Raw genomic sequence first — 21511 nt, 5'->3', positions numbered from 1 at the left:
CCGCTGTCGTTGCTCGGCCGGGTGGGAGTTTCACCGGTCGACCGGTGAAACTCCCATCCGGGACGACAAAACTGGCGCCTGGACGAGGAAGCTTCCTCGTCCAAGCGCCAGTTTCACCGGTCGGCCGGTGAAACTGGCCGAGCGACTGCCACCGATCAGCGAGCGGCCAGCTCCTCGACGGCCAGGGCCACCTCGAGCAGCTGCAGGTCGGCACCGTGCCGGGCGACCAGCTGGACCCCCACCGGCAGCCCGGTCGAGGTCGTGCCGAAGGGCACCGAGATGGCCGGGCAGCCGGTGACGGTGATGAAGTACGCCGACCGCATCCAGTCGAGGTAGGTCGCCATCTCCTTGCCGTTGATCTCGGTCGGGAACTCCTGGTCGGCCGGGAACGGCGGGACCTGGGAGACGGGGAGCACGAGCACGTCGTGGTCGCCGAAGAACAGCCGCATCGTCTCCGACAGCGCGGTCCGCTGCGTGTAGGCCCGCGCGACGTCCGCGCCCGTCAGGGCCTCGCCGAGCCGGATGTTGTCGGCCAGGGAGGGCTTGAAGTCGTCGGGGTGCGCGGCGAGCAGCGAGCCCAGCTTGGCCTGGAAGTGCCAGGCGCGCAGGGTGCGGAAGGTGTCCTCGGCGAGCGACAGGTCCGGGTACGCCGACCCGACGGCAGCCCCGGCGCCGGCCAGCGCGCGTCCGGCCGCCTCGACGACGGCCGCCACCTCGTGGTCCACCTCGAGCGCGCCGCCGAGGTCGACGCTGAGCGCGACCTTCAGCCCGGCGAGCGAGGCCGGCGTCGGTGACGCGAAGGCGGATCCGGGAGAACCCAACGCCTGGGGCGCACGCGGGTCCGGACCGGCCATGACGGACAGCAGCAGGGCGAGGTCGCCGACGTTGCGGGCCATCGGGCCGCCGACCGACGTGGTCTCCCACTGGTTGTAGAGCGGCCACTCGGGCACCCGGCCCAGGCTGGGCCGCATCCCGACCACGCCACAGAAGGACGCGGGGTTGCGCAGTGAGCCGCCCATGTCGGAGCCGTCGGCGAGCGGCACCATGCCGGCCGCCAGCGCACAGGCCGCTCCCCCGCTGGACCCGCCCGCGGAGCGCGTGGGGTCGACGGGGTTGAGCGTGGTGCCGAAGACCTTGTTGAAGGTGTGCGAGCCCGCGGCGAACTCGGGCACGTTGGTCTTGCCGATCGTGAAGGCGCCCGCGGCGCGCACCCGCTCGACGATCAGCTCGTCGTGCTCCGGCACGTTCGAGGCCATCACGGTGGAGCCGTACGTCGTGCGCCAGCCTCCCACCGCGTGGGTGTCCTTGAACGCGAACGGCAGCCCGTGCAACGCACCGACCTCCGCACCCGACGCCAGCGCCTCGTCAGCAGCGAGAGCGCCAGCGCGTGCGCGTGACTCGTCGAGCGAGACGATCGCGTTGAGCTGCGGGTTGCGCTCGGCGATCCGCTCGAGGTGCAGGTCGAGCAGCTCGCGCGCGGAGATCTCCCGGCGTCGTACGGCGGCCGCCTGGTCGCGTGCGGTCGAGTCGACCGACAGCGAGGTGGTCGCGGTCATCGACGGCGGCCCAGCAGCCCGCCCACGATCACGCCGGCGAGCACCAGCCCGCCGCCGACCGCGACACCCATGAGGAACGACTCGCCACCCACGGACGGGGCCGCCGACACCTTCGCAGGAGCCGCGAAGACCGGCGCGCCCTCGGCGGACACGGTCTCCACGGGCGCACCACCGGCGGCCGCGGTGGGCAGCCCGTTGGCGATCACCTTCTCGACGTTGCCGAAGAACTCGGCGGCCATCCGCCGCGAGACGCTGGTCAGCATCCGCTGGCCGACGCCGCCGATCATGCCGCCGACGACCGCGTCGGCGTCGTACGACAGGACGGTCTGGCCGCCGTCGTCCTTGAACGTCACCAGGACGGTCGCGTCGATGGTGCCGGGAGCACCGGCGCCCTTGAGCTTCATGGTCAGCCCGTCGTTGACGCGCAGGTCCTCGAGCACGCAGGAGCCCGAGTAGGTCCCCTTGATCGCCGCGACGCCGGCGCTGACCGTCATCGCGTAGGCGTTCTCGCCGGTGGCCTCGAGCTGCTCGCAGCCGGGGATGGTCGCGACCAGGACCCGCGGGTCGAGGATCGCCTCCCAGACCTTCTCGACGGGCGCGGCGATGGTGTTCTGACCGGAGATCTTCACTTCGACTCCTGAGCGTGGGGGGCGTGGGCCGCCCGGAGCGCGAACAGCTCCGACGGCGAGATGGGCATGGCGGTGATCGGCAGCCGCTCGGCGTCCTCGATGGCGGCGGCGAAGGCGGCGGACCCGGGGATCACACCGGCCTCCCCGGCACCCTTGATGCCGAGCGGGTTGAGCGGGGACGGCGTCTCCAGGTGGTCGATCTCGATGCTGGTCGGCACCTCGGTGACGTAGGGCATCAGGAAGTCCATGAAGGACGCGTTGAGCAGCTGGCCGGACTCGTCGTACGCCATCCGCTCGTAGAGCGCGCCGCCGACGCCCTGTGCCACGCCGCCGTGGATCTGGCCCTCGACGATCATCGGGTTGATCAGGTGGCCACAGTCGTGGACGACGGCGTACTTGAGGATCCGGATCTCCGCGGTGTCCACGTCGGTCTCGACGATCACCGCGTGCATGCCCGAGGCGAAGGTCGAGCGCGGCGGCGAGTAGAAGTCCTTGCCCTCCAGGCCCGGCTCGTCGTCCTCGGCGACCGGCGGCTTCGTCGGGTCGCCGACGTTGAACTGGGTGGCGGCCTTGGACGCCTCGTCGAAGGCGTAGCGCAGCGGGTTGGACAGCACGGCGACCGTGCCCAGCGGGATGGACGAGTCGGTGCCCTTGACGCTGACGACGCCGTCGACGATCTCGAGGTCCTCGATGTCTGCCTCGAGCGCGTCGGCCGCGATCCGCAGTGCCTTCTCCTTCGCGCGCTTCGCGGCGAGGTGGATGGCCGAGCCGCTCATCACCGCCGCACGCGAGGCGAAGGTGCCCACGGCGTACGGCATCCGGCGGGTGTCGCCGGTGGTGATCTCGACGTCCTCGAAGCGCACCCCGAGCTCGTCGGCGACGATCTGGGCGAACGCCGTCTGGTGGCCCTGGCCCTGCGAGGTCAGGCCGGTGGCGACCTTCACCTTGCCGGAGGTCTCGATGTGCACGTGGGCGCCCTCGTAGGGGCCGACGCCGGTGCCCTCGACGTAGCAGGCCAGGCCGAGGCCGACCCGCTTGCCCTCCGCCGCCTTCGCCGCGCGGAAGTCCTCGAAGTGGTCCCAGTCGACGAGCTCCTTGATCTTGTCGAGCATCGCCGGGTAGTCGCCGGAGTCGTACGTCAGCTCGCGACCGTCCTGGAAGATCAGGCCCTGGTCGTAGGGGAACTCGTCGGGCTGGATGAAGTTGAGGGCCCGCACGTCCGCGCGGTCCTTGCCGAGCTCGGCGGCGATCGCGTCCATGGTCCGCTCCATCACGAAGCAGCCCTGTGGCCGGCCCGCGCCACGGTACGGCGTGACGATGACGGTGTTCGTGTAGAGCGAGTCGAACTGCACGTGATAGGCGCCGGGCTTGTAGGGCCCGAGCAGCTGCGTGGACGTGATGATCGGGACGATCAGGCCGTACGGCGTGTAGGCGCCGTGGTCGTGCCAGAACCGCACGTCCAGGCCGAGCACCCGGCCCTCGTCGTCGAAGCCGACCTCGACGTGGTGCACCTGGGCCCGCTCGTGGGCCGAGGAGATGAAGTGCTCGCGCCGGTCCTCGGTGAACTTCACGGCCCGGCCGAGCCGCTGCGCGGCGAGCGGGACGAGGAGCTCCTCGGGCCACGGGTGCACGATCTTGACGCCGAAGCCGCCGCCCACGTCGGGCGTGATCACGTCGACCTGGCCGAGGTCGAGTCCGAGCTTGGCCGCGACGGCGGCGCGCACGCCGGTCGAGGTCTGGGTGGAGGTCCACACCTGGAGGCGGTTCTGGTCGGGGTCCCAGCGCGCGACGGTGCCGCGACCCTCCATCGGCATGCAGGCGCTGCGCTCGATGTGCAGGTCGAGGGAGAGCGTGTGGGGCGCGGCGGCGATGGCGGCCGCGGCGTCGCCGTTGGACTGCTCCATCCGGGCCGCCACGTTGCCGGGTACGTCGTCGTGCACCAGCTGGGCGCCCGAGCGCGCGGCCTCGATGCCGACGACGGCGGGCAGCAGGTCGTACTCGACGACGATCTGCGCGAGCGCGTCCTCGGCGACGTAGCGGTCGTCGGCGACGACGAACGCGATCGCCTCGCCGACGTAGTTGACCTCGTCCTTCGCCAGCGCGTACTGGGTGCGGCCGTGGGTCAGCGTGGGGTGCGGGATGAGCAGCGGCAGCGGGTCGGCCATCGCGCCCTCGAGGTCCTCGTGGGTCCACACCGCGTGCACGCCCTCGACGTCGAGGACGGCGTCGACGTCGATCGACACGATCCGCGCGTGGGCGTGGGGGCTGCGCAGCACGGCGGCGTGCAGCGCGTCGGGGGCCACGTCGTCGACGTAGCGTCCGGTCCCGCGCACCAGCCGGTCGTCCTCGACGCGCTGGACCTTCGCGCCCATCATCTTCGTCGTCATGCGGCACCGTCCTCGTCGGCGCGGGCCAGCTCGGCCGCCCGGCAGACCGCCTTGACGATGTTCTGGTAGCCCGTGCAGCGGCACAGGTTGCCGGCGACCATGTCGCGGGCCTCGTCCTCGGTGGGGTCGGGGTTCTCGGCGATGCCGGCGGTGATCGTGGTGAGGAAGCCGGGGGTGCAGAAGCCGCACTGCAGGCCGTGGCACTCGCGGAACGCCTGCTGCACCGGGCCGAGCTCGCCGTCGGGTCGGGCCAGGCCCTCGACGGTGGTGATCTCGTGCCCGGCCGCGGAGACGGCGAACATCAGGCAGCTGCGCATCGGCTGGCCGTCGACCAGGACGGTGCACGCGCCGCAGACGCCGTGCTCGCAGCCGACGTGGGTGCCGGTCAGGCCGAGGTCGTGGCGCAGCGCGTCGGACAGCAGCCGGCGGGCGGGCACGGCCGCCTCGTGCTCGACGCCGTTGACGTTGAGCCTGATCTCGTGGGTCTGCTCGGTCACGAGCGTGCCTCCCGTGCGTTCTCGTGGGCTGCGGTCACGACCCGCGCGGTCAGCACCCGGGCGAGGTGTGCGCGGTAGTCGGCCGTGGCGTGGATGTCGGTCTCCGGCTCCAGCTGCTCCAGCGCGGCATCGGCCGCGGCGGCCAGCGACGCCTCGGTGACCTCGCCGCCGAGGGCGTCGGTCAGGTCGATGACGGCCGGGACGTCGGAGACGGAGAGGTAGCCGGCTCTCGCCTGCACCACCCGGTCGCCGTCGAGGGTGACGACGGCCGCGACGCCGCACATGGCGTAGTCGCCGTGCCGGCGGGCGATCTCCTCGAACGCCACCCCGGTGTGGGGTGCGAGCGCCGGGAAGAACGCCTCGACCGCGATCTCGTCGTGGTGCAGGCTGGACTCGAGCGGGCCGACGTACAGCTCCGCGACGGGGATCGTACGACGCCCGCCGGGTCCGGCGACGTCGAGCGAGCCGTCCAGCAGCCGCAGCACCATCGGCATCTCGGCCGCCGCGTCCGCGTGGACCAGCGAGCCGACGGTGGTGCCGCGGTTGCGGATCGTCGCGTGCGCGACGTTGGCCAGTGCGAGGGGCACCAGCGGCTGCACCCGGGCGACGTCGGGGTCGCGCAGGACCGCGGCGTGCCGGGCGAGGGCGCCGATCCGGACGCCGTCGGCGCTGACCCGGACGTGGTCCAGGTCGGGCAGGTCGTTGATGTCGACCAGCACCGCAGGTGCGGCCAGCCGCATCGAGAGGAGCGGGACGAGGCTCTGTCCTCCGGCGAGGACCTTGGCCCCCGGGTGCCCGGCCAGGGCCTGGAGGGCTTCCTCCAGGGACCCCGGCCGGACGTAGTCGAATGGTGCGGGCTTCACAGCCTCTTGGTCACCTCTCCCGAAGTGGCGTCGACGGAGCGTCCCTTCACGGCGTGGAAGAAGACGATGACGAGGATCGTGCCGAGGGCGATGCCGCCGAGCTCGAAGTCGTCGGTGATCTCGAGCGTGACGCCGCCGATGCCGGCGATCAGGCCCGCGGCGAGGCCGACCATGTTGACCGGGTTGCCGAAGTCGACCCGGTTCTCGACCCAGATCTTGGCGCCGACCAGGCCGATCATGCCGTACAGCACGACCGTGATCCCGCCGAGGACACCGCCGGGAGTGGCGTTGACGACGGCGCCGAACTTCGGGCACAGGCCGAGCAGGATCGCGACGGCTCCGGCGACGTAGTAGGCCGCGGTCGAGTAGACCTTCGTCGCACCCATGACGCCGATGTTCTCGGCGTACGTCGTGGTCGGCGAGCCGCCGAAGAGGCTGGCGACCGCGGTCGCGGCACCGTCGGCACCGATCGCGCGGCCCATGTACGGGTCGAGGTTCTCACCGGTCATCTCGGCGACGGCCTTGACGTGGCCGGTGTTCTCGGCGATGAGGGCGATGACACCGGGCAGCACCAGCAGGATGAAGGTCATCGAGAAGCTCGGGCCGTGGATGACCGAGACGCCGTCGGCGAGCTTGCCGCTCGGGAAGCCGACCCAGTCGGCCGCCTTCACACCGGCCCACGAGACACGGTCGTGCGCGGTGGCCTCGGTGGCGCCGCCTGCGACCGAGGTGATCTGGCCGAAGATCTTGTCGGCGAGGATCGATGCGACGAAGCCGAAGATGAGGGCGAGGAAGACCGCGATCCGCGACCAGAAGCCCGGCAGCAGTACCGAGGCGCACACCATGAAGGCCGCGGTGAGCAGGGCGATCCACTGGTCCTGGGGCCAGTAGATGCCGGCGACGACCGGTGCCAGGTTGAAGCCGATCAGCATGACGACCGCGCCGGTGACGGCGGGCGGAAGGATCTTGTGGATCAGGCCGGCGCCCGCGAAGTGGACGGCGACACCGATCGCGGCCAGCACGAGACCCGCGACCAGGATCGCGCCGGTGACGTCGGCCGAGTCGCCGCCCTGGGTGCGGATGGCGGCCACACCAGCGACGAACGACGCGCTGGTGCCGAGGTAGCTCGGCACCTTGTTGTTGCAGATCAGCAGGAAGCCGATCGTGCACAGACCCGAGAACATGATGGCGAGGTTCGGGTCGAGGCCCATCACCAGCGGGAACACGAACGTCGCGCCGAACATGGCGACGACGTGCTGTGCTCCCAGGCCTACCGTCCGACCCCACGGGAGCCGCTGGTTCGGCGCGACGGGCTCGCCCGGCGCCGGGTCGACTACCTCCCACTTGAACATCGACATGCTGAGTCCTCCTGAATCTGGGGCTGTGCTCACTGGTCCCACTTGGGGCTCCCGAGACTCACCAACCTATTGAGGGCCAGATCACACCTCACTGGCCACATTCGCCAAAGGATCCCCGGGAACTGCTGGCGGAAGTTGCCCGCGATTCACCGGCTGACGACTTCGAGCACCTTGAGCGCCACGGCCACGTCGAGGCGCAGGTTCTGGTCGGACGCGACCGGGCCGAGCATCCGCTCGAGCTTCCCGACCCGGTAGCGCATCGTGTTGTAGTGGAAGAACTGCGTGCGCGCGGCCTCGGCCACGTTGAAGTTGGTGTTGAGCAGGACCTGCAGCGTCTCGCGCAGGGTCACCGCCTCCTCCGACGATCCGGCCAGCTCGCCGAGCACGTCGTGCGCGAAGGCGCGCAGCTCCTCGGTGTCGGGCACCATCGCGATCAGCCGGTGCAGGCCCAGGTCGTCGAACCAGGTGGTCGTGCTCGACCCGCGGAACCGGCGGCCGACCTCGAGCGCACGCCGCGCCTGGGTGTAGCTGTCCGGCAGTCCGGACGGGCTCGCGGCCACGCGGCCGACCCCGGCGGTGAACGGACGGCGCCCGCCGCCCTTGTCGCCGGCGACCGCGACCACCAGTCGTCGTACGAGTGCGGCGGTGGCCTCGCCGTCCTCGGCCGGCAGCACCGCCACCACCTCGGAGCCGAAGTCGGCGATCGGGATGGCGCGGTCGACCGAGGCGGAGACCTGGCGCCAGGCGTTGGCGAAGCGCTCCTGCCAGTGGCGGCGGTCCTCGACCGAGGCCGGCGCCTGGTACGACGGCTGCGGGTCGATCTGCGCGGCGAGCACGATCGTGGGGCGGCTCAGGTCCCAGCCGAAGCCGACGACGTGCTCGCGCACGAAGTCGTCGCTGCCGGCGCGGCCGAGGAAGACGTCGCGCAGGAAGTCGCCGCGGTACTTGTTCTCCACCGCCGAGACCGCCTGCTCGCGGGTGATCCACAACGACACCGCTGTCGCCGCACGCTGCAGCGCGACGACCTGCTGCGGCACCATCCCGTGGTCGGCGACGGCGACCAGGTGCCCGAGGGCCTGGTTGGGCGCGGCGAGCGGCTCGCGGTGCACGTGCGCACCGGACACCGGCTGGCCCTCGTGGCCGCCCCGGTCCCCCAGCCACTCGACCCGGAGCCGACCGGTCTCGTCGGTCAGCCCCGCGGCGGAGATCCGCTCGCGCATGGCATCGTCGATGCGCGCCGCGCGCTCGCGGCCGTCGGTGGTCGTCACCGCGACGTGCACGTCGAGGGCGTCGCCGATCGCGGCCACCAGCTCGTCGAGGTCGGCCCCGGCCAGCACGAGCTGGGCGAGCGCCTCAGCCAGCTCGTCTGTGTCCATGACGCCATCGTGCGGGATGCCGCCCCCGCCGGTGGCTATCAACTCTTGCCCGACTTCTGCCCGGACGTTGGCAATGCTCACCATTCGATGCACCTTACCCAGCCGTTAGCGTCCCAGAGGTGAGAAGGGTCGATTCAGTGGTGGGCGGTGCCGGTTCCGGCACGCTGCGCGCCCTGCTCGCGGGCCCGACCGTGACCGGATCGGTCGTGCACGCGGGACGGCAGGCCGTGTACGCCGACCTCGACGGGCTGGTCGTCGGCGTCCTCGCGCGGGGTGCGGTGCACGTGCCCTGCGCGGTGCTGACCACGCTGCCCGGCCTTCCGGAGGCCACCGTGGGCGACCCGGTCCTGGCGGGCGACGGCGAGCTGCGTGTCGGCCCGCTGTCCGTGACGGTGACCCGCCTGGTCTCCTTCGCGGTCCCACGCCTCACGACCCCGCTCGCCCCGGTCGAGGCCGACCTCTCCCCCGCCCGTGACCAGCTCGCCACCGACGCGCTCGACCTGCTCGCCGCCGGCGACCCGGCCGCCGTACCCGCCCTGGTCGGCCGCGGCGACGGGCTCACCCCGGTCGGCGACGACGTGCTGGCCGGCTGGCTGGTCGCGACCCGGGCTGCCGGGCGCGACAGCTCGCCGATCGCCGAGGCGGTCGAGGCTCACCTCCCCCGCACGACCAGCCTGTCCGCGGCCCTGCTGCGACACGCGATCGCCGGCGAAGCCATCGCCCCGTTCCGCGTCGCCCTCACCACCGGGGCGGTCGCCGGCCTCCTCGCGGTCGGCCACACCTCCGGCGCCGGGATGCTCCTCGGCGCCGACCTCGCTCTTTCCCCGTCCATCACCCACGAAGCCCTTGAAGGGAGTACTCGATGACGCATCAGCACGTCGAGATCCGACCCGGTGCCTATGCCGACAGCGTCGCGCTGCTGCAGGTCAGCCGGGACGTCGCCGCCACCCCCGGTGTCGCCGCCGCCCAGGTGGCGATGGCCACCGAGCTGAACGTGGAGGTGCTGCAGGGCATGGGCTTCACGCTGCCCGCCACCAGCACCAACGACATGGTCGTGGCGCTGCGCCTCGACGACGAGTCGGCGCTGCCCGCCGCGCTCGCCGCGGTCGACTCGGCGCTGGCCGCGGCCCGCAAGGACTCGTCGGGTGGCGAGGTCACCGCGCCGCCGCGCACCACCGCCTCCGCGCTGCGCCGCGCGGGCGGCGACCTGGCCCTGGTGTCGGTCCCCGGCGCCTCGGCGCTGGTCGAGGCGATGGACGCCCTCGACGCCGGTGTCGACGTGATGATCTTCAGCGACAACGTGCCGGTCGAGCAGGAGCTCGCGATGAAGCAGATCGCGCGCGAGCGCGGGCTGCTGGTGATGGGGCCCGACTGCGGTACGGCGGTCGTCGGCGGCGTGGGCCTCGGCTTCGCCAACACCGTGGCCCCGGGCCGGGTCGGCATCGTCGCCGCGTCCGGCACCGGGTGCCAGCAGGTCCTGGCGCTCCTCGACGCCGCGGGTGTCGGTGTCGCCGCCGCGCTCGGCGTCGGTGGGCGCGACCTGTCCGCAGCCATCGGCGGCATCTCCACCCGGACCGCGCTGGACCGCCTCGACGCCGACCCGTCGGTCGAGCACGTCGTCGTGGTGTCCAAGCCGCCCGCGGCCGAGGTGGCCGCCTCGGTGGAGAAGTACGCCGCCGACCTCGGCACGCCGGTGCGCTTCGCGCTGCTCGGCGCCGGCCAGCCCGACCTCACCACGCAGACCGAGGCGCTGCTCGGCGACCTCGGCGTCGCCGTACCGGAGTGGCCGGTGTGGGGCACCCCCGCTGTCCCCGACGGTGGCAGCGCGCTGCGCGGGCTGTTCGTCGGCGGCACCCTGTGCGACGAGGCGATGCTGCTCGCGGCGGCCGAGCTCGGTGGGATCCGCAGCAACATCCCGCTCTCGCCGGACCTGGAGCTCGACGCGAGCCTCGTCAGCGACGGCCACGTGATGATCGACTTCGGCGACGACGGCCTCACCCGCGGCCGCGCGCACCCGATGATCGACCCGACCCTGCGTCTCGAGCACCTCGCGAAGGTCGCCGCCGACCCCGCGACCGCCGTCATCCTGATGGACGTCGTCCTCGGCCACGGCGCGCAGGACGACCCGGCCGCCGAGCTCGCCCCGGCGATCGCCGCTGCCCGCGCGGTGCGTGAGGTCCCCGTCGTCGTCGCCTGCGTCGGCACCTCGACCGACCCGCAGGGCCTCGCCCGCCAGGCCGAGGCGCTCGCCGCCGCCGGCGCCGAGGTCCACCTGTCCAACGCCGCGGCCACCCGCCGCGCGATCTCCCTCGTGAACGGAGCCGCCCGATGACCGCCCTGCCCAGCGTCGCCCCCGCCGCCGTCGCCGCCGTCGGCGCCGACATGTTCGCCACCGCCGTCGCCGACCAGGCCGTGGCCGTCGAGCGGGTCGACTGGACACCCCCGATGGACGGCACTGCCGACGACCTCGCGACCGTCGCCGCCGACCCGCTGCGCCGCGACGCCAACGCGCTCGCGGTCTCCCGGATGCTCGACGTCCAGGCGATGCTCGTCGGCGTCGCGCCCGCCTCCGAGCTGCTCGGCCTCGAGAAGGGCCAGTTCCTGCACGCCGGCCCGCCGATCGAGTGGGCCCGCGCCTCGGGTCCGCTGCGGGGCGCGCTGATGGGTGCGGCCGCGTTCGAGGGCCTGGTCGAGGACCCGGAGGACGCCGAGGCGCTGTTCGCGTCCGGCTCCGAGGTGTCGCTGGAGCCGTGCCACCACCGCAGCGCCGTCGGCCCGATGGCCGGCGTGGTCTCGCCGTCGATGTGGATGTTCGTCCTCGAGGACCCGGCCACGGGGCGTCGTACCTACTGCTCGCTGAACGAGGGCCTCGGCAAGGTGCTGCGGTACGGCGCCTACGGTCCCGAGGTGCTCGAGCGGCTGCGCTGGATGCGCGACGTGCTCGGCCCGCTGCTCGGCGAGGCCGTCTCCGCCGCCGGTCCGGTCGACGCCACCGCGATCCTCGGCCAGATGCTGCAGATGGGCGACGAGGCCCACAACCGCAACCGCGCCGGCACGCTGATGCTGCTGCGCGACATCGCGCCGTCGCTGGTGCGCTCCTCGCGCTCCTCGGAGGAGGTCGCCGAGGCGTTCGCCTTCATGGGCGGCAACGACCACTTCTTCCTCAACGTCGCGATGCCGGCCTGCAAGCTCGCGCTCGACGCGGCGCGCGACGTGCCCGGCTCGACGATGGTCGTCGCGATGGCCCGCAACGGCACGGACTTCGGCATCCAGGTCTCCGGCACCGGCGACCAGTGGTTCACCGGTCCGGCCCAGCTCGCCGACGGCCTGTTCCTCGGCGACTACGGCCCCGAGGACGCCAACCCCGACATCGGCGACTCGGCCATCACCGAGACCGCCGGCATCGGCGGCTTCGCCATGGCCGCCGCGCCCGCGATCGTCCGCTTCGTCGGCGGCACCGTCCCCGACGCGCTGGCCACCAGCCGCCGGATGCGCGAGATCACGATCGGCGAGAACGACCGCTGGCCGATCCCGGTGCTCGACTTCGCCGGCGCCGCGACCGGCATCGACGTCACCTCGGTGTGCCGGACCGGCATCCTGCCGCAGATCAACACCGGCATGGCCGGCAGGGTCGCCGGCGTCGGCCAGGTCGGCGCCGGCCTGGTCACCCCGCCCGCGTCGATCTTCCCCGCCGCGCTGGCCGCGCTGGCCGAGCGGACCCGGGAGCGCGCCGGCTCCTGAAGTCTCGCACCCCATGCGAATTGGTCGTGATCCGCGCAGATCTGCGACCAATTCGCATGGGGCGCCGCGCAGGATCAGCTCACGCGGTCGATGACCAACGGCCCCGGGGTGTACGCCGTACCGGGCGCGGCGACGTCGTAGCCACCCTCCAGCGACGCAAGCGCCCGCTCGAACCGCTCGGGCGTGTCGGTGTGCAACGTGAACAGCGGCTCCCCCGCGCGTACGACGTCGCCGGGCCGGGCGTGCCAGACGACGCCGGCGCCGGCCTGCACCGGGTCCTCCTTGCGCTCGCGGCCGGCGCCGAGGCGCCAGGCGGCCACGCCGACGGCGAGGGCGTCGAGGCGGGTGAGGACGCCGTCGGACGGCGCGGCGACCACGTGCTGCTCGCGGGCCACCGGCAGCGGAGCCGAGGGGTCGCCACCCTGCGCGGAGATCATCGCGCGCCAGGCGTCCATCGCGGACCCGTCGGCGAGCTTGTCGGCGGGGTCGATGTCGTCGCGGCCGGCGCCGGCGAGCATCTCGCGGGCCAGGGCGACAGTCAGCTCGACCACGTCGGCCGGTCCGCCGCCGGCGAGCACCTCGACCGACTCGGCGACCTCGATCGCGTTGCCGGCGGTGAGGCCCAGCGGGACGGACATGTCGGTGAGCAGGGCGACGGTGTGCACGCCGGCATCCTTGCCGAGCGCGACCATCACCTCGGCGAGCTCACGCGCCCTGTCGACGTCCTTCATGAAGGCACCCGAGCCGACCTTCACGTCCAGCACCAGCGCGCCGGTGCCCTCGGCGATCTTCTTGCTCATGATCGACGAGGCGATCAGCGGGATCGCCTCGACGGTGCCGGTGACGTCGCGCAGCGCGTACAGCTTCTTGTCGGCGGGCGCGAGGCCGTCACCGGCGGCGCAGATGACCGCGCCGACCGACTCGAGCTGCGCCAGCATCTCCTCGTTGGACAGCAGCGCCCGCCACCCGGGGATCGACTCGAGCTTGTCGAGGGTGCCGCCGGTGTGGCCCAGGCCCCGCCCCGACAGCTGGGGTACGGCGACCCCGCACGCCGCGACGAGCGGTGCCAGCGGCAGGGTGATCTTGTCGCCCACGCCGCCCGTGGAGTGCTTGTCGGCCGTGGGGCGCGACAGGGAGGAGAAGTCCATCCGCTCACCGGAGGCGATCATCGCCGCGGTCCAGTCGGCGATCTCGCGCCGGTCCATGCCGTTGAGCAGGATGGCCATCAGCAGCGACGACATCTGCTCGTCGGCGACGGCGCCGCGCGTGTAGGCGTCGACCATCCAGTCGATCTGGCTGGTGGACAGGCTGCTGCCGTCCCGCTTGGCGTGGATGACCTCGACGGCGTCGTGCGTGCTCACGGTGCGTTTGTACCAGTCGTGTCCACGCCGGTGACCCGGTCGAGGTCGGCCGGCCCGAACGCCTGCGGCAGCACGGCGTCCATCGCCAGCACACCCTGCGGCGTCAGCACCTCGAGCGCGGCACCGCCGTTCTCCCACAGCAGCTGGCGACAGCGGCCGCACGGCATGATCACGTCGCCGGCGCCGTTCACGCACACGAAGTGGGTCAGCCGGCCCCCGCCGGTGGCGTGCAGCTGCGACACGAGCCCGCACTCGGCGCACAGCGTGACGCCGTACGCCGCGTTCTCGACGTTGCAGCCGACCACCAGGCGACCGTCGTCGGCGAGCGCGGCGGCACCCACCCGATAGCCGGAGTACGGCGCATAGGCCCGCGCGGCGATGTCGATCGCCGCCTGCATGAGGGTGTCCCAGTCGACCACGAGGTCAACGTAGACGATCGCGAGGATCTTGCGCATGGGCAGGTTTCGACGGGAAATGTCCCAAGTTGGTAACCGTTTCGACGAATGCGCTTCCCGTTGCGCGCTCCTTGGGTGAGGATGCACCCCGAGTACCGGAAGCAACATCCTTTGCCCTGCCCTCGGAGCCGGGCGTCGATCTGGAGGACATCTGTGAAGACCTGGAAGAGGACGACGGCCGCCGCGGCCGTGGCGCTCATGGCGAGCGCAGCCCTGGCTGCCTGTGGCGATGCCCCCGACGAGGGCAAGAAGGGTGGCTCGGCGAAGAGCGACTTCCTCCCCTGCATCGTCTCCGACGCGGGTGGCTTCGACGACAAGTCGTTCAACCAGCTCAGCTTCGAGGGCATCAAGGAGGCCGCGAAGGAGCTCGGCACCGACTACAAGGACGTCCAGTCGAAGACGGACCAGGACTACGCGCCCAACCTCGAGAACCTCGTCGGGCAGGGCTGCGACCTGATCGTGACCGTCGGCTTCGCGCTCTCCGCCGCGACCGTCGAGTCCGCCAAGGCCAACCCCGACATCGAGTACGTCCTCATCGACGACGCCGCCGACAACGACTTCGACGGCACCAAGGACGCCGACAACATCAAGCCGATCCTGTACGACACCGCGCAGGCCGCGTTCCTCGCCGGCTACGCCGCGGCGGACTACACCAAGACCGGCACCGTCGGCACCTACGGTGGTCAGCCCTTCCCGACCGTCACCATCTTCATGGACGGCTTCAAGCAGGGCGTCGACTACTACAACAAGGAGAAGGGCAAGGACGTCAAGCTCATCGGCTGGGAGGGCAACGACAAGGGCGTCTTCACCGGTGGCTTCGACGCCAACGAGAAGGCGACCAACACCGCCAAGTCGATCCTCGACAAGAACGCCGACGTGATCCTGCCGGTCGGTGGCCCGATCTACCAGGGCGCGCTCACCGCTATCAAGGACTCCGGCAAGGACGTCGCCCTGATCGGTGTCGACGCGGACTTCTACGAGACCGACCCGAGCACGCAGGACCTGGTGCTCACCTCGATCCTGAAGAACATGAAGACCTCGACGATCGAGACCGTCGTTGCCGCGGGCAAGGGCAACTTCGACCCCGAGGCCTACGTCGGGACCCTGGAGAACGACGGTGTCGGCCTCGCGCCGTTCCACAACTTCGAGTCCAAGGTCAACCCGGACCTCCAGGCCGAGCTCGACAAGGTCAAGCAGGGCATCATCGACGGCAGCATCCCGGTGACGTCGTACCTCGACAAGTGACGACGGCTCACCTGCGCTGACGCAGGGTCCGGGGGAGGTCGGATTTCCGGCCTCCCCCGGACGCGTTGCTGGCAACTGCTCGTCCGCTCCGAGAGGATCCCTCCATGACGCTCGAACTCCGGGGCATCACCAAGCGCTTCGGCCCCCTGGTCGCCAACGACCGGATCTCCCTCACCGTCAACGAGGGCGAGATCCTGGCCCTGCTCGGCGAGAACGGCGCCGGCAAGTCGACGCTGATGAACGTGCTCTACGGCCTCTACCAGGCCGACGAGGGCGAGATCATCCTCGACGGCGCACCGCTCAAGATGTCCGGCCCGGGCGACGCCATGGCCGCCGGCATCGGCATGGTGCACCAGCACTTCATGCTGGTCCCCGTCTTCACCGTCGCCGAGAACGTCATGCTCGGCAACGAGAGCACCGGCTTCGCCGGCACCCTCGACGTCGACGCCGCACGCCAGCGGGTCCGGGAGATCTCCCAGCGGTTCGGGTTCGACGTGGACCCCGACGCCCTGGTCGAGACCCTGCCCGTCGGCGTCCAGCAGCGCGTCGAGATCATCAAGGCGCTCTCCCGCGACGCCCGCGTCCTCGTCTTCGACGAGCCGACCGCGGTGCTCACGCCCCAGGAGACCGACGAGCTGATGGAGATCATGCGCCAGCTGCGCGCATCGGGCACCGCCATCGTCTTCATCAGCCACAAGCTGCGCGAGGTCCGCGCCATCGCCGACCGGATCACCGTCATCCGCCGTGGCGCGGTCGTCGGCGAGGCCAGCCCGACCGCCACCAACGCCGAGCTGGCCGCGCTGATGGTCGGCCGCCCGGTCGAGCTGACGGTGCACAAGGAGCCCGCGCAGCCCGGGCCCGACGCGCTCGTCGTACGCGACCTGCGGGTCACCGACGACAGCGGCCACAGCCACCTCGACGGGATCAGCTTCTCGATCGCACGGGGCGAGGTGCTCGGCGTCGCCGGCGTCCAGGGCAACGGCCAGACCGAGCTCACCGAGGCGATCATGGGCCTGCAGGCCCACGTCCACGGGTCGATCCGCCTCGGCGACCACGAGCTGGTCGGCCGGTCGGTGCGCAAGATCCTCGACGCGGGCGTCGGCTTCATCCCCGAGGACCGTCAGGTCGACGGCCTCGTCGGTGGATTCACGATCGCCGAGAACCTCATGCTCAACCGCAGCCACGGCAAGCCGTTCGTGTCCGCGGGCACCGTCCGCTCCGGCTTCCTGGAGGACTTCGCCCAGCAGAAGCTGGTCGAGTACGACGTCCGCGCCTCCGGCATCCAGGCGACGGCCAGCCAGCTCTCGGGCGGCAACCAGCAGAAGGTCGTGGTGGCCCGCGAGCTGTCCCGCGACCTCAGCCTGCTCGTCGCCGCCCAACCCACCCGCGGTGTCGACGTCGGCTCGATCGAGTTCATCCACAAGCAGGTGGTGGCGACCCGCGACTCCGGCGTACCGGTGCTCCTGGTCTCCACCGAGCTCGACGAGATCGTCGCCCTCTCGGACCGGATCATGGTCCTCTACCGCGGGCAGGTGGTCGGCATCGTGCCGGCCGACACACCCCGCGAGACCCTCGGCCTGATGATGGCCGGCGAGCGCCCGGAAGGAACCGCTGCGTGAGCACCGACATGGAGTCCGAGTTCGGGCAGAAGCAGGACGGCGGACGCAGCCGTTTCGACGGCGTGCTGCGCGAGATCGTCGCGGGCAACGCGATGGTCGCGGTGCTGTCGGTCTTCCTCGCCGTGGTCGTCGGCTCGCTGATGATCCTGCTGACCGACGAGAACGTCCGCACGACCGCCGGCTACATCGGCGCCCGGCCGGGCGACTTCTTCAGCGCGGTCTGGACCTCGATCTCCGACGCCTACACCGCCCTGTTCCGCGGCGCGATCTACAACACCAACCTCACCGGCTTCCAGGGCCGGATCCGGCCGCTGACCGAGACCCTCAAGTTCTCGGGCCCGCTGATCCTGGCCGGCCTGGGCGTCGGTCTGGCCTTCCGCGCCGGCATGTTCAACATCGGTGGCCGCGGCCAGATGCTGCTCGCCGGTGCCGCCGCCGGCTGGGTCGGGGTCAGCATGGACCTGCCGATGGCGCTGCACCTGCCGCTGGCGATCCTGGCCGGCGCGCTGGCCGGCGCCCTGTGGGCCGGCATCGCCGGCTTCCTCAAGGCGCAGAGCGGCGCCCACGAGGTGATCGTCACGATCATGCTCAACTACGTCGGCTACTACCTGGTCTTCTACGCCCTCTCCAAGCAGGGCCTGCTCCAGGCCCCCGGCTCGCTCAACCCGAAGTCCGAGCCGATGCCCGAGTCGGTCATCCTGCCCAAGCTGCTCGGCGACCGGTTCAACCTGCACGCCGGCTTCCTGCTCGCGCTGGTCGCGGTCGCCGTGGTGTGGTGGCTGCTCAACAAGTCGGCGCTCGGCTTCCGGTTCCGCGCCGTCGGCGAGAACCCCGACGCCGCCCGCGCCGCCGGCATCGACGTCGGTCGCACCTACCTGATCGTGATGCTGATCGCCGGCGGCCTGGTCGGCCTGGCCGGCGTCAACCAGATCCTCGGTACGACGACCAGCGGCGTCACCGTCGACCTGGACGCCGGCATCGGCTTCGACGCCATCACCGTCGCGCTGCTGGGCCGGTCCCGTCCCCTCGGCATCCTCGCCGCCGGACTGCTGTTCGGCGGCCTGAAGGCCGGTGGCTTCTCGATGGCCGCCGCCGAGGGCATCCCGGTCGAGATCGTGCTGGTCATCCAGTCGCTCATCGTCTTGTTCATCGCCGCTCCCCCACTGGTGCGAGCTATCTTCCGGCTGCCGAAGGAGGCGACGGCATGAGCGACACCAAGGTGACCGTCCCGGTGCCCGCCGACGCCGCGGAACCGGTCGCCGTACCGCTCCGGACGGCGTTGAAGGCCCCGATCATGCTGGGCGTCGTCACGATGCTCGTCGCGCTGTTGCTCGCCCTCGGCGCCCGCTCCGGCGACACCACGTTCCAGCTGGCCGCGGAGACCGACTTCTTCGACCTGCCGGAGATCACCCTGCCCTCGACCGCGACGGTCGCGACGCTGGTGGTGCTGCTCGCCGTGTGCACGGCCGCGTCGGCGCTGCTGGTCAGCCGCGGGCGTCGGACGCCGCTGTGGCTGGTCGCCCTGTTCGCCTTCCTCGCGGTGACAGCGTTCCTCACCTGGGCCGCGGCCGGCGACAGCCTGACCGTGGTCGGCCTGCTGGGCGGCTCGATCACCCTCGCCGTCCCGCTCGTGTTCGGTGCCCTCGGCGGCGTCCTCGGCGAGCGGGCGGGCGTCGTCAACATCGCGATCGACGGCCAGCTGCTGTTCGGCGCGTTCGCGGCCGCCATGGTCGGCACCCTCGTCGGCTCCCCCTGGGGCGGCCTGGTCGCCGCGATGGTCGCCGGTGGGCTGGTCGCCCTGGTGCTCGGCTTCTTCGCGATCACCTACTTCGTCGACCAGGTCATCGTCGGCGTCGTCCTCAACGTGCTCGTGATCGGCCTGACCAGCTTCCTCTACGGCCAGGTGCTCACCGAGAACCCCGACAAGCTCAACGCCCCCGAGCACTTCTCCCGGCTGCCGATCCCCGTCCTCGGCGACATCCCGATCATCGGCCCGGTGCTGTTCCGCCAGACGATCCTCGTCTACCTGATGTACGTCGCCGTCGCGGTCGTCGCCTGGGCGCTCTACCGCACCAAGTGGGGCCTGCGGGTCCGCGCCGTCGGCGAGCACCCGAAGGCCGCCGACACCGTCGGCATCAAGGTCAACCGGACCCGCTACACCACGCTGCTCATCGCCGGCCTGATCGCCGGCGCCGGCGGCGCGACGTACACCCTGGTCTCGGTGCCGCAGTTCGGGGAGGAGATGACCGACGGCGCGGGCTACATCGCCCTCGCCGCCGTCATCTTCGGCCGCTGGGACCCGGTCCGCGCGACTCTCGCCGCGCTGCTGTTCGGCTTCGCGTCGAACCTGCAGCTCGCGCTGTCGGTGATCGGCTCGCCGGTGCCCAGCCAGTTCATGCTGATGCTGCCGTACGTCGTCACGATCGTCGCCGTCGCCGGCCTGGTCGGGGCCTCGCGGGCCCCCGCCGCGGACGGGGTGCCCTACCGGAAGGGGTAACCGCCGGTGGTTGAGGTGCGAGGCGCCCCAGCGCCGAGCCTCGAAACCACCGGGCAGGCGTCAGCCGCGGCGGTGCACGCGCACCACGTTGTTGGCGCCCTTGACGCGCACCTTGGTCTTGCCGGTGCGCACCTTCACGGTGTTGTTGGCGCCGCGGACGACGACCTTGCGCAGCGCGCGGTACTTGGCCCGGTTGTTGGAGCCCTTGATCTTGACCCTGGTGCCCTGGTCGGCGACGACCTTGTTGTTGGAGCCGATCAGGACCGCACGGTCGAGGGCCGGGATGCGGACGTCGACGTTGCTGGCCTCGACGCGCGCGCTGGGCGCGGCGGTGGCGGTGACCGAGCTGTTGGAGCCGGTGACGACGACCGGGCCGAGGGCACCGGTGGCCGTGACGTCGACGTTCGCGCCGGTGACCATCACGGTCGTGGCGCTGGTCAGCGCGACGCTCAGGTTGCTGCCGTTGAGGATGACGGCCGAGCAGGCGCCGGTGAGGGTGTAGTCCTCGGTGCTGTCGTCGATCGTGACCGGTCCGCCGGTGCAGTCGAGGGTGACGGCCGCGTGGGCCGGGGCCGGGAGGACGGCGCTCGCGCCCAGCAGGGCGACGGTGGCGGTGGCGAGGGCGGCGGGGGTGCGCAGGGCACGCGTGTTCCGAGACATGGGGTGAACCCTTGCCAGGAGTCGCGGGACTGAAACCCCCGTGGGTGCGCCGATCTGGCCCCGGTCAGGCCTGGGCGAGCGCGTTCACGGCGGCGCCGGCCAGCATCCGGGCGCCGTACCCGATCGCCGCCTCGTCGACCTCGAAGTCGCCCTGGTGGAGGTCGAAGGTCGGGCCCCCGGGGCTGCGGGTGCCGAGGCGGAACATCGCGCCGGGAACCTGCTCGAGGTACCAGCCGAAGTCCTCTCCCCCGAGGCTCTGCTCGACCTCGGTGCGGTGGTGCAGGCCGAGCAGGTCGTCGGCGGCCGCGGCGACCATCGCGACGCTGGCCCGCTCGTTGACCACCGGCGGCACGCCCTGGAGGTAGTCGACGTTGGCGGTGACGCCGTAGGGGCGCACGATGTCGAGCACCGCCTCGCGGACCACGGCCTCGCAGGACGCCCAGGCCTCGGCGTCGAGGATGCGGACGGTCCCGCTCGCGATGCCGTGGTCGGGGATCACGTTGGCGGCCGAGCCGGCGCGGAGCATGCCCCACACGACGCTGACGCCGGCGCGCGGGTCCATCCGGCGGCTCAGCACGGCCGGCAGCTCGCTGGTGATCTTGGCCAGCGCGAAGGTCAGGTCGCCGGTGAGGTGGGGGCGCGAGGTGTGCCCGCCGTTGCCCTCGAGGCGTACGTCGATGCGGTCGGCCGCGCTGGTGATCGGGCCGGACCGCAGGCCGACCGCGCCCACGTCGACCGACGGGTCGCAGTGGAGCGCGAAGATCCGCTCGACCCCCTCGATCGCGCCGTGGTTGATCAGGTGGCGGGCACCGCCGGGCATGACCTCCTCGGCCGGCTGGAAGAGCAGCCGCACCCGGCCGCGGAGCAGGCCCTGGGCGTGCAGCTCGGCGAGCGCGTGACCGGCGCCGACGAGCGCGCTGGTGTGCACGTCGTGCCCGCACGCGTGGGCCACGCCGGGCACGCTGCTGGTCCATGGGTCGGTGGTCAGGTCGGCGACGGGCAGCGCGTCGAGGTCGGCACGGAGCGCGACGGTCGGGCCCGCCTCCCCCAGGTCGGCGATCACGCCGCTGCGCGGCATCCGGCTGATCCGCCAGCCGGCGCGCTCGAGATGCTCGATCACCCGCTCGGAGGTGCGCTGCTCCTGCCAGGACACCTCAGGGTGCCGGTGGAGGTCACGGCGCAGCTCGACCAGCTCGTCGTCGTACTTCGCGACGGCGGAGTCGACCAGGGTCAGCGCTGCATCCACCACGTGCCCAGCCTATGTCGC

Annotated in this window: 18 protein-coding genes; 7 read left to right on the top strand and 11 right to left on the bottom strand. The window is 71.8% G+C overall.

The features are described from left to right. Positions 1-155: 155 nt before the first annotated feature. The 7 genes from QI633_RS05720 to QI633_RS05690 form a co-directional block, all read right to left on the bottom strand. The gene (locus tag QI633_RS05720; RefSeq protein WP_282428381.1) at positions 156-1556 is read right to left on the bottom strand and encodes an amidase family protein; all 1401 of its coding nucleotides are present in this window, start codon (positions 1554-1556) and stop codon (positions 156-158) included. Continuing rightward, a complete protein-coding gene (locus QI633_RS05715; protein WP_282428380.1) occupies positions 1553-2185 on the bottom strand; it encodes a carbon monoxide dehydrogenase subunit G in 633 nt (210 codons plus the stop codon). Before QI633_RS05715 ends, QI633_RS05720 begins: the two co-directional genes overlap by 4 nt. Continuing rightward, positions 2182-4572: an aerobic carbon-monoxide dehydrogenase large subunit gene (cutA, locus tag QI633_RS05710; RefSeq protein ID WP_282428379.1), complete on the bottom strand. Its 2391-nt coding sequence runs from the start codon at positions 4570-4572 to the stop codon at positions 2182-2184. The genes QI633_RS05715 and cutA overlap by 4 nt, the downstream gene beginning before the upstream one ends. Then, a complete protein-coding gene (locus QI633_RS05705) occupies positions 4569-5069 on the bottom strand; it encodes a (2Fe-2S)-binding protein (RefSeq protein ID WP_141800023.1) in 501 nt (166 codons plus the stop codon). The genes cutA and QI633_RS05705 overlap by 4 nt, the downstream gene beginning before the upstream one ends. After that, entirely contained in the window at positions 5066-5932 is an 867-nt protein-coding gene (locus QI633_RS05700) for a xanthine dehydrogenase family protein subunit M (RefSeq protein WP_282428378.1), read from the bottom strand. Before QI633_RS05700 ends, QI633_RS05705 begins: the two co-directional genes overlap by 4 nt. Next, entirely contained in the window at positions 5929-7290 is a 1362-nt protein-coding gene (locus tag QI633_RS05695; RefSeq protein WP_282428377.1) for a solute carrier family 23 protein, read from the bottom strand. Before QI633_RS05695 ends, QI633_RS05700 begins: the two co-directional genes overlap by 4 nt. Before the next feature lie 146 nt (positions 7291-7436). Beyond that, positions 7437-8666: a helix-turn-helix domain-containing protein gene (locus tag QI633_RS05690; protein WP_282428376.1), complete on the bottom strand. Its 1230-nt coding sequence runs from the start codon at positions 8664-8666 to the stop codon at positions 7437-7439. A gap of 119 nt (positions 8667-8785) precedes the next feature. On the opposite strand from QI633_RS05690, the gene QI633_RS05685 reads away from it, so the two are divergent. From QI633_RS05685 to QI633_RS05675, 3 genes are read left to right on the top strand one after another with little or no spacing between them, the layout of a single operon-like run. Beyond that, positions 8786-9532: a DUF2877 domain-containing protein gene (locus tag QI633_RS05685; RefSeq protein WP_282428375.1), complete on the top strand. Its 747-nt coding sequence runs from the start codon at positions 8786-8788 to the stop codon at positions 9530-9532. After that, positions 9529-10998: an FdrA family protein gene (locus QI633_RS05680; RefSeq protein WP_282428374.1), complete on the top strand. Its 1470-nt coding sequence runs from the start codon at positions 9529-9531 to the stop codon at positions 10996-10998. The genes QI633_RS05685 and QI633_RS05680 overlap by 4 nt, the downstream gene beginning before the upstream one ends. Beyond that, complete coding sequence (locus tag QI633_RS05675; RefSeq protein WP_141800028.1) at positions 10995-12407, top strand: DUF1116 domain-containing protein; 1413 nt, start codon at positions 10995-10997, stop codon at positions 12405-12407. The genes QI633_RS05680 and QI633_RS05675 overlap by 4 nt, the downstream gene beginning before the upstream one ends. Positions 12408-12481: 74 nt before the next feature. Here QI633_RS05675 and QI633_RS05670 read toward each other — a convergent pair whose 3' ends face one another. Both QI633_RS05670 and QI633_RS05665 read right to left on the bottom strand, forming a co-directional pair. Next, a complete protein-coding gene (locus tag QI633_RS05670) occupies positions 12482-13768 on the bottom strand; it encodes a thymidine phosphorylase (protein ID WP_282428373.1) in 1287 nt (428 codons plus the stop codon). Beyond that, positions 13765-14223 carry a cytidine deaminase gene (locus QI633_RS05665; protein WP_141800030.1) on the bottom strand — a complete coding sequence of 153 codons (459 nt, stop codon included), beginning with the start codon at positions 14221-14223 and terminating at the stop codon, positions 13765-13767. The genes QI633_RS05670 and QI633_RS05665 overlap by 4 nt, the downstream gene beginning before the upstream one ends. 153 nt (positions 14224-14376) lie before the next feature. Between QI633_RS05665 and QI633_RS05660 the strand changes: the two genes are divergently transcribed. The 4 genes from QI633_RS05660 (at position 14377) to QI633_RS05645 (ending at position 19584) form a co-directional block, all read left to right on the top strand. After that, a complete protein-coding gene (locus QI633_RS05660) occupies positions 14377-15468 on the top strand; it encodes a BMP family ABC transporter substrate-binding protein (RefSeq protein WP_260806174.1) in 1092 nt (363 codons plus the stop codon). 104 nt (positions 15469-15572) lie between these two features. Next, a complete protein-coding gene (locus QI633_RS05655) occupies positions 15573-17087 on the top strand; it encodes an ABC transporter ATP-binding protein (protein ID WP_141800031.1) in 1515 nt (504 codons plus the stop codon). Beyond that, on the top strand, positions 17084-18295 hold the full coding sequence (locus QI633_RS05650; protein WP_260806176.1) for an ABC transporter permease: 1212 nt from the start codon (positions 17084-17086) through the stop codon (positions 18293-18295). Before QI633_RS05655 ends, QI633_RS05650 begins: the two co-directional genes overlap by 4 nt. Beyond that, positions 18292-19584 carry an ABC transporter permease gene (locus QI633_RS05645; protein WP_282428372.1) on the top strand — a complete coding sequence of 431 codons (1293 nt, stop codon included), beginning with the start codon at positions 18292-18294 and terminating at the stop codon, positions 19582-19584. The genes QI633_RS05650 and QI633_RS05645 overlap by 4 nt, the downstream gene beginning before the upstream one ends. A gap of 60 nt (positions 19585-19644) precedes the next feature. Here QI633_RS05645 and QI633_RS05640 read toward each other — a convergent pair whose 3' ends face one another. Both QI633_RS05640 and QI633_RS05635 read right to left on the bottom strand, forming a co-directional pair. Continuing rightward, positions 19645-20244 (bottom strand): DUF3060 domain-containing protein, encoded by a 600-nt coding sequence (locus QI633_RS05640; protein WP_141800033.1) that lies wholly within the window; start codon positions 20242-20244, stop codon positions 19645-19647. Between the two features lie 64 nt (positions 20245-20308). Beyond that, positions 20309-21493 carry an amidohydrolase gene (locus QI633_RS05635; protein ID WP_260806179.1) on the bottom strand — a complete coding sequence of 395 codons (1185 nt, stop codon included), beginning with the start codon at positions 21491-21493 and terminating at the stop codon, positions 20309-20311. Positions 21494-21511 lie beyond the last annotated feature (18 nt).

The sequence above is a fragment of the Nocardioides sp. QY071 genome, from assembly GCF_029961765.1.
Classification (GTDB): Bacteria; Actinomycetota; Actinomycetes; order Propionibacteriales; family Nocardioidaceae; genus Nocardioides.
The sequence above is the reverse complement of the archived record's forward strand: the minus strand, read 5'-3'. Positions and strand labels throughout refer to the sequence as shown.

Coding starts and splice junctions, on each gene's coding strand:
- QI633_RS05720 (WP_282428381.1), bottom strand. CDS start 1,556: ATGACCGCGACCACCTCGCTGTCGGTCGACTCGACCGCACGCGACCAG.
- cutA (WP_282428379.1), bottom strand. CDS start 4,572: ATGACGACGAAGATGATGGGCGCGAAGGTCCAGCGCGTCGAGGACGAC.
- QI633_RS05695 (WP_282428377.1), bottom strand. CDS start 7,290: ATGTCGATGTTCAAGTGGGAGGTAGTCGACCCGGCGCCGGGCGAGCCC.
- QI633_RS05690 (WP_282428376.1), bottom strand. CDS start 8,666: ATGGACACAGACGAGCTGGCTGAGGCGCTCGCCCAGCTCGTGCTGGCC.
- QI633_RS05680 (WP_282428374.1), top strand. CDS start 9,529: ATGACGCATCAGCACGTCGAGATCCGACCCGGTGCCTATGCCGACAGC.
- QI633_RS05675 (WP_141800028.1), top strand. CDS start 10,995: ATGACCGCCCTGCCCAGCGTCGCCCCCGCCGCCGTCGCCGCCGTCGGC.
- QI633_RS05665 (WP_141800030.1), bottom strand. CDS start 14,223: ATGCGCAAGATCCTCGCGATCGTCTACGTTGACCTCGTGGTCGACTGG.
- QI633_RS05655 (WP_141800031.1), top strand. CDS start 15,573: ATGACGCTCGAACTCCGGGGCATCACCAAGCGCTTCGGCCCCCTGGTC.
- QI633_RS05645 (WP_282428372.1), top strand. CDS start 18,292: ATGAGCGACACCAAGGTGACCGTCCCGGTGCCCGCCGACGCCGCGGAA.
- QI633_RS05640 (WP_141800033.1), bottom strand. CDS start 20,244: ATGTCTCGGAACACGCGTGCCCTGCGCACCCCCGCCGCCCTCGCCACC.